Origin of the sequence: Streptomyces sp. SID14478 (assembly GCF_010548525.1) — a bacterium.
GTDB lineage: Bacteria > Actinomycetota > Actinomycetes > Streptomycetales > Streptomycetaceae > Streptomyces.
The window spans coordinates 1-7,509 of record NZ_JAAGMG010001064.1 but is presented as its reverse complement, the minus strand read 5'-3'; the positions used below and the strand labels follow the sequence as shown (position 1 = coordinate 7,509).

Here is a 7,509-nt window from a genome sequence, read left to right as displayed (position 1 = left end):
GTGGCTGGTCGCGCAGTTCCCCGCGCCCCTGGAAGGCCTCCGGCCTTCATCGGGGAGATGCCGCCCGCAGGGCGTGCATCTCAGGGGCGCGGGGAACTGCGCGACCAGCCCCCACCCACCCGCACCCGCCGAAACAACCCGCACCCCCGGCCGAGCGCAGCGCCCCGCACCCCGCGAACCCCGGCCAGCTAGAGTCGGCCCCGTGCTCAATCGCCTCAGCCGCCCCGCCGCCCTCGCCCTCTGCGCGCTCCCGGTGATCGCCCTGCTCGCGGTCGCCGGGTTCGCCCCGCTGCCGTTCTCCGTGGCGCAGCCGGGGCCCACCACGAACGTGCTGGGGGACTCGGCCGGCAAACCGGTGATCGACATCAGCGGGGCTCCCACCCGGGACACCAGCGGCGCGCTGCGCGCGGTGACCATCGTGGCGACCGGGCCCGACGCCTCCGTGCACCTCGGTGACGTGCTCGACGGCTGGTTCGCGGACGACCGGGCGGTCATGCCGCGGGACTCCGTCTATCCGGCCGGCGGCTCCACGAAGGAGATCGAGCAGCACAACCAGAAGGAGATGAAGGGCTCCCAGGACGCGGCGACCGAGGCGGCGCTCGCGTACCTCGGCGACGACTCCGGCAAGGTGAAGGTGACCCTCCAGCTCGGCGACGTCGGCGGGCCGAGCGCCGGGCTGCTCTTCTCGCTCGGCATCGTCGACATGCTCGACGGCAACGGCAGCGGCGGCGACCTCACCGGCGGGAAGTCCGTCGCGGGCACCGGCACCATCGACGACGACGGCAAGGTCGGCGCGGTCGGCGGGGTCTCGCTCAAGGTGCAGGCCGCCGACCGTGACGGCGCCACGGTCTTCCTCGTACCGAAGGCGGAGTGCGCGGACGCCAAGGCGTCGGCGCCGAAGGCGATGCGGCTGATCCCGGTGACCACGCTCAAGGGCGCGGTCACCGACCTGACGAACCTGGAGAAGGGCGCCGGCTCCGTGCCGAAGTGCTGACGCGTCACTCCTTGACGAAGCCCTCCTGCACCAGCCAGTCCTTCGCCACGTCGTGCGGGTCCTGCCCGTCGACGTCCACCTTCGCGTTGAGCGTCTGGGCGACGGAGTTGTCGAGCTTCTTCGTGATGGGTGCGAGGACCTCGGCCATCTTCGGGTACTTGCGCAGCGCCTTGGTGTTGATCTCGGGCGCCGCGTTGTAGTTCGGGAAGAAGTGCTTGTCGTCCTCCATCACGTGGAGGTTCATCGCCTTGATGCGGCCGTCGGTGGTGTACACCTCGCCGAAGGTGCAACTGCCCTTCGCGGCCTGGGTGTAGATGATGCCGCTGTCCATCTGCGTGACGTTGCCGTTCGGGATGCTCATGCCGTACGCCTTCTCCATGCCGTGCAGCCCGTCGGCCCGGTTGGCGAACTCGCTCTCCACGCACAGCGTGACGGCCTTCGGGTCCGACGTGGCGAGCGCGGCGACGTCGGAGAGCGTCTTGGTGCCGTACTTCTTGAAGTTGGCCTCGTTCATGGCGAGCGCGTACGTGTTGTTGAGCGCGGACGGCGGCAGCCAGGTGATGCCGTTCTTCAGGTCGGCGTCGTGCACCGCCTGCCACTGCTTGTGCGGGTCGGTGATCGGTTCGGAGTTGCCGAGGTACGTGATCCAGGCGGTGCCCGTGTACTCGTACATGGCGTCCGCGTCACCGGACTTGATGGCCTCGCGGGCGCCGATGGAGCCCTGGATGCCGGTCCGGTCCAGGACCTCCGCGCCGGCCGCCTTGAACGCGATGCCCATGATCGCGCCGAGGACCAGCTGCTCGGTGAACTCCTTGGACGTGACGGTGATGTTCGCGCCCTTGAGCGGGTCGCCCCGCCCGATCGAGCCGGGCTGGACGTCGTCGACCAGCGGGCTGCCGCTGGTGAGACCGCAGCCGGCGAGCAGGGCCAGGCCACTGGCCGCCGCCGCTGCCACACGCATCCGGTGCTTCATGAGCGGACCTCCAACCCGCGCGGCCGCAGCACGAGTTCGGCCAGCGAGGCCAGCCAGTCGACGAGCAGGGCGAGCGCGATGGTCAGGATCGAGCCGAGCATCAGGACCGGCATGCGCTGGTTGGTGATCCCGGTGGTGATCAGCACGCCGAGCCCGCCGCCACCGCCGAACGTGGCGAGGGTGGCCGTGCCGACGTTGAGGACGAGCGCGGTGCGCACACCGGCGAGGATCAGCGGGACGGCGAGGGGGAGTTCGACCTTGGCAAGGACGCCGAGCTGCGACATCCCGATGCCGCGGGCCGCCTCCAGGAGCGTCGGGTCGTTGGCCTTCAGCCCCGCGATGGTGTTGGAGAGCACCGGCAGGATCGCGTAGATGATGATGCCGATCAGGGCCGTGCGCTGGCCGATGCCCAGCCAGATGACGAGCAGCGCCAGCAGGCCGATCGCCGGGGTCGCCTGCCCCATGTTGGCCAGCGCCATGGCGAACGGGGTCGCCTTGCGGAACGCCTTGCGGGTCAGCAGGATCCCCAGCGGGATCGCGATGATCAGCACGAAGAACGTCGAGATCACCGTGAGGCTGATGTGCTGGCGCAGCGCCTTCCACACCTGCCCGCCGGAGATCGCGTTCTCGGAGATCGAGTCGAGGTCGGCGCTGCGGAACCACAGCCAGGTGATCAGCAGGACCACCACGAGCACCGCCGGCAGGAACGTCAGCTTCTGCCAGGTGAGGCGGCGGGCCGCCTTCGGTGCGGACGGCGGCGGCGCCTCCTGCTCGCCCTCGCCCTCGTCGCGGAACGCGAGGCCCTTGACCTCGTGCTCTCCCTCGGGGCGTTCGCCGCCCTTCTTCACGGGGCTGCTCACGCGTCCGCCTCCCCGCCCGGGGCCTGGGCGCCCTCCTGCTCCAGCTCCGTCTGGTGGGCGCGCTGCTCGGCCAACTCGTGCTGGTGCTCGACCGCTTCGAGCCGGTCGGCCTCCAGGAGTTCGTGCACGGAGTTCATCAGCGTCTCCATGTCGACGACGCCCTCGTACTCGCCGCGCCGGCCGGTCACCGCGACCCGGCCCGCGTTGTCGGTGAGGACCGCCTCCAGCGCGTCGCGCAGGGTCGCGTCCCAGGTGACGGTGTCGTGGACCATGGTGCCCGCGCGGGCCAGCGAGCCCTTGGCGCGCATCAGGTCGCCGCGGCGCAGCCACTTGTAGGGCCGGCCGCGCTTGTCGAGCAGCAGCAGTTCGTTGGTACCGGCGGCGCGCAGCTTGTTGAAGATGTCCTGCAGCGGGTCGTCGACGCCCACCGTCGGGTAGTCGGTGACCTCGACGTCGCGTACGCGGGTGAGGTTGAGGCGCTTGAGGGCGGCGCCCGCGCCGACGAAGCCGGACACGAAGTCGTCGGCCGGGTTGGTGAGGATCGCCTCGGGGGTGTCGAACTGCGCGATGTGCGAGCGCTCCCGCAGGACGGCGATGCGGTCGCCGAGCTTGATCGCCTCGTCGAAGTCGTGCGTGACGAAGACGATCGTCTTGTGCAGCTCGTGCTGGAGGCGGATCAGCTCGTCCTGGAGGTGGTCACGGGTGATCGGGTCGACGGCGCCGAAGGGCTCGTCCATCAGCAGGACGGGCGGGTCCGCCGCCAACGCCCGCGCCACGCCGACGCGTTGCTGCTGGCCGCCGGAGAGCTGGCGCGGGTAGCGGCCGTGGAACTCGCCCGGGTCGAGCCCGACCAGGTCGAGCATCTCCTCGACCCGCGACTTGATCCTGGATTTCGACCAGCCGACCATCTTCGGCACGAGCGCGATGTTCTGGGCGACGGTCATGTGCGGGAAGAGGCCGGAGGACTGGATCGCGTAGCCGACCTTGCGGCGCAGCTTCACCGGGTCCATGTCGGTGACGTCCTCGCCGTTGATGCGGATGCGGCCGCTCGTCGGCTCGATGAGGCGGTTGATCATCTTCAGGGTCGTCGACTTCCCGCAGCCGGAGGGACCGACGAAGATGATCAGCTCGCCCGCCTTGATCTCCATGTTGACGTTGTCCACGGCCGGGTCGGACGAGCCGGGGTAGCGCTTGGTGAGGTTCTCCAGCTCGATGCTGGCCCCGGACGCCTGCGTCTCGGATGCGGTGTCAGACACGGATCCCCCTCGGGATGGTCAGGCGTCCGATGAGGACGTACGCGGCGTCGAAGAGCAGGGCGAGGATGATGATGCCGAGCGTGCCGGCGAGCACCTGGTTGAGCGCGTTGGCGCTGCCCAGGGAGGCGATGCCGCGGAAGATCTCGTTGCCGAGGCCGGGGCCCGAGGCGTACGCGGCGATGGCGGCGATGCCGAACAGCATCTGGGTGGCGACCCGGATCCCGGTGAGGATCGGCGGCCAGGCCAGCGGCAGCTCCACCTTGACCAGCCGGGCCGCGCGCGACATCCCGATGCCCTTCGAGGCGTCGATCAGTGACGGGTCGACGCCTCGAAGGCCCACGATCGTGTTGCGCACGACGGGCAGCAGCCCGTACAGGGTCAGCGAGATGACGGTCGGCGGGACGCCGAGCCCCACGATGGGGATCAGCAGACCGATCATGGCGAGCGAGGGGATGGTCAGGATGCTGGTGGTGACGCTCGTCGCCAGGTTCCCCGCCCACTCGGTGCGGTACGTGGCGACGCCGATGACGATCCCGATGGCCGTGGCGAGGACCGTGCACTGGAAGACCGCGCTGGCGTGCTGATAGGCGTCGACGAGCAGTTGCTGATGCCGGTTGACCAGGTAGTCCCAGAAGTTCATCGCACCTCGCACCCGGGCGGGCAACTGGCCGTCAGGAATCTCCCGACGCCTGTTCCACCAGCGGGATGATCCGCAGCGGAACGGGATTTTCCATGACGATCGCCGTGGAAGCCCGGACGATGCCATCAAAACCGACAACCAGGTCGATCACACGCTGGAGATCCGCGTTGGAGCGAGCCACGAGGCGGCACAGCATGTCCCCGCTGCCGGTCGTCGTGTGCAGTTCCAGGACCTCGGGTACCTGGGTCAAATGTGCCCTGACGTCGGGGCCTTGCCCCTGCCGGATCTGCAGCGTGGCGAACGCGGTGACCGGGTAGCCGAGCGCCGCCGGGTCGACCTGCGGACCGAATCCGCGGATGACTCCGTTCGAGGTAAGCCGGTCCAGGCGGGCCTGCACGGTGCCGCGCGCGACCCCGAGCCGCCGGGACATCTCCAGGACGCCGATCCGCGGCTCCCGCGCGAGCAGCACGATGAGCCGGCCGTCCAGCTGATCGATCGCCATGGCTCTCTCCTCCGGCCCCGACAGGTGGTCATCCTGTACAAGGCGCCCGCAGAAACGGATGGGTCACTGGGCAGATTGCCCAGTGAATACGCAAACTATTGCGCACCTTGCGGAACGGCGGGAGCCTCCAGACATGACGCAGACCACACACTCGTCCGCTGAGAACGCCCCCGACACCGCCCGGCAGGCCGACCCCTTCCCGGTGAAGGGAATGGACGCGGTCGTCTTCGCCGTGGGCAACGCCAAGCAGGCCGCGCACTACTACTCGACCGCCTTCGGCATGAAGCTCGTCGCCTACTCCGGCCCGGAGAACGGCAGCCGCGAGACGGCCTCGTACGTCCTCACCAACGGCTCCGCCCGGTTCGTGTTCACGTCCGTCATCAAGGCGTCCACCGAGTGGGGCCACTTCCTGGAGGAGCACGTCGCCGCCCACGGGGACGGTGTCGTCGACCTCGCCATCGAGGTGCCGGACGCGCGCGCCGCGTACGCGTACGCCGTCGAGCACGGCGCCCGCGGTCTGACCGAGCCGTACGAGACGAAGGACGGGCACGGCACCGTCGTGCGCGCGGCCATCGCCACGTACGGCAAGACGCGCCACACCCTCGTCGAGCGCGGCGGCTACGACGGCCCCTACCTGCCCGGGTTCGAGTCCGCCGCCCCGATCGTCGAGCCGCCCGCCAAGCGCACCTTCCAGGCCATCGACCACTGCGTCGGCAACGTCGAGCTCGGCCGGATGAACGAGTGGGTGGCGTTCTACAACAAGGTCATGGGCTTCACGAACATGAAGGAGTTCGTGGGCGACGACATCGCGACCGAGTACAGCGCGCTGATGTCGAAGGTCGTCGCCGACGGGACGCTCAAGGTCAAGTTCCCGATCAACGAGCCCGCCGTCGCCAAGAAGAAGTCGCAGATCGACGAGTACCTGGAGTTCTACGGCGGCGCCGGCGTCCAGCACATCGCGCTCGCCACGAACGACATCGTCGCGTCCGTACGGGCCATGCGCGCCGCCGGCGTCCAGTTCCTGGACACCCCCGACTCGTACTACGACACCCTCGGCGAATGGGCCGGTGAGACCCGCGTCCCCGTCGAGACCCTGCGCGAGCAGAAGATCCTCGTCGACCGCGACGAGGACGGATACCTGCTGCAGATCTTCACCAAGCCGGTCCAGGACAAGCCGACCGTCTTCTTCGAGATGATCGAGCGACACGGCTCCATGGGCTTCGGCAAGGGCAACTTCAAGGCCCTGTTCGAGGCGATCGAGCGGGAGCAGGACAAGCGCGGCAACCTGTAGCACCCCGGCCCGGTCCGGTCCGGCCGCACGGCAGGACCGGACCGGGCGTTCGAGGACAGGGCCTCAGGGCCTGTCCGGCGGATCAGGTCGCGGCCGAGGTGGCCCGTGCCGTTCTGTGCTGGTGAGGGGGGTCTGGTGCGTCGAGATGCAAGGCGGAGGAGGGCGTCAACGCGATGGGGGCACCTCCCGGCCGAGCCTGGCGGAGCCTGGTTCGAGGCTGGGGGAGTTGGCAACCGACGACAACGCCGCAGGTCGGCGTGCCAGACCCCGCGTCCGCGGCAAGATCCGCCGGACAGGCCCTAGCTCCGCCCGGGCGCGGTCGCCGGCTTCCGCGCCCCCGTACCGCCCGAGGTCTTGCGGGCCGGGGCGGAGTACACCTTCGGCTGCGGCGGCCACATCTGCTCGGGGCCGCCCTCCGGCGGTTCGCCGAGCGCGTCCAGCGCCTCCTTCGCCTGCGGGGCGAGCAGCGGGGAGAATGCCGGATTGATGCGCAGCGCCTCCCCGAGGTGCCGGCGGGCGGCCCCGTACAGGTCCAACTCCCGCTCTACCACGCCCCGGTGATACATGATCAGGGCGCTGCGCAGCGAACCGCCCTTCTGCCGGTCCGTGGCCCGGCGCAGCAGGCCGATCGCCTCGTCGTCGTCCCCGGCCCGGTGCAGCGCCCAGCCCAGCGCGTCCGCGACCGCCACGCCCGGGGCCCTCTTCCACTCGGCGCGCAGCCGCTCCACCGCCGCGTCCGGATTCCCGTGATCGGCCTCGAACCTGCCGAGCACGAGCGCGTCGTCCACCCCGTGCGCACCCTGCGCCGCAGCCCGGTCCCGCAGCACGTCGTACTGCGCGCGGGCCGCCCCGCCGAGCCCCAGGGACTCGTACAACTCGCCCAGTTCCAGGGCGTATTCGGGCGCGGGACGCTTGGCGAGCGCCCGCTGGTAGGCGCGCAGCGCCTCCGAGCTGCGGCCCAGGGAGGCGAGCGCCCGGCCCCGGCCCGCGAGA

8 protein-coding genes are annotated in these 7,509 nt (G+C 70.1%); 2 read left to right on the top strand and 6 right to left on the bottom strand.

Features of this window, described 5'->3' with window-relative positions:
* Positions 1-202 precede the first annotated feature (202 nt).
* Entirely contained in the window at positions 203-994 is a 792-nt protein-coding gene (locus tag G3I40_RS34020) for a S16 family serine protease (RefSeq protein WP_164558689.1), read from the top strand.
* Between the two features lie 4 nt (positions 995-998).
* Here G3I40_RS34020 and G3I40_RS34015 read toward each other — a convergent pair whose 3' ends face one another.
* From G3I40_RS34015 to G3I40_RS33995, 5 genes are read right to left on the bottom strand one after another with little or no spacing between them, the layout of a single operon-like run.
* Positions 999-1,955 (bottom strand): glycine betaine ABC transporter substrate-binding protein, encoded by a 957-nt coding sequence (locus tag G3I40_RS34015; RefSeq protein WP_203645257.1) that lies wholly within the window; start codon positions 1,953-1,955, stop codon positions 999-1,001.
* Between the two features lie 8 nt (positions 1,956-1,963).
* Positions 1,964-2,815, bottom strand: coding sequence for an ABC transporter permease (locus G3I40_RS34010; protein ID WP_164558690.1), 852 nt, complete (start codon positions 2,813-2,815; stop codon positions 1,964-1,966).
* 8 nt (positions 2,816-2,823) lie between these two features.
* A complete protein-coding gene (locus G3I40_RS34005; RefSeq protein WP_164558687.1) occupies positions 2,824-4,083 on the bottom strand; it encodes a betaine/proline/choline family ABC transporter ATP-binding protein in 1,260 nt (419 codons plus the stop codon).
* Entirely contained in the window at positions 4,076-4,723 is a 648-nt protein-coding gene (locus G3I40_RS34000; RefSeq protein ID WP_164558686.1) for an ABC transporter permease, read from the bottom strand. Before G3I40_RS34000 ends, G3I40_RS34005 begins: the two co-directional genes overlap by 8 nt.
* A 31-nt stretch (positions 4,724-4,754) precedes the next feature.
* Complete coding sequence (locus G3I40_RS33995) at positions 4,755-5,225, bottom strand: Lrp/AsnC family transcriptional regulator (RefSeq protein ID WP_164558685.1); 471 nt, start codon at positions 5,223-5,225, stop codon at positions 4,755-4,757.
* A 133-nt stretch (positions 5,226-5,358) separates the two neighbouring features.
* On the opposite strand from G3I40_RS33995, the gene hppD reads away from it, so the two are divergent.
* Positions 5,359-6,516: a 4-hydroxyphenylpyruvate dioxygenase gene (gene hppD, locus G3I40_RS33990; protein WP_164558684.1), complete on the top strand. Its 1,158-nt coding sequence runs from the start codon at positions 5,359-5,361 to the stop codon at positions 6,514-6,516.
* 299 nt (positions 6,517-6,815) lie between these two features.
* Here hppD and G3I40_RS33985 read toward each other — a convergent pair.
* Positions 6,816-7,509 (bottom strand): tetratricopeptide repeat protein (locus tag G3I40_RS33985; RefSeq protein ID WP_164558683.1); only part of this gene is annotated, 694 nt, incomplete at its 5' end.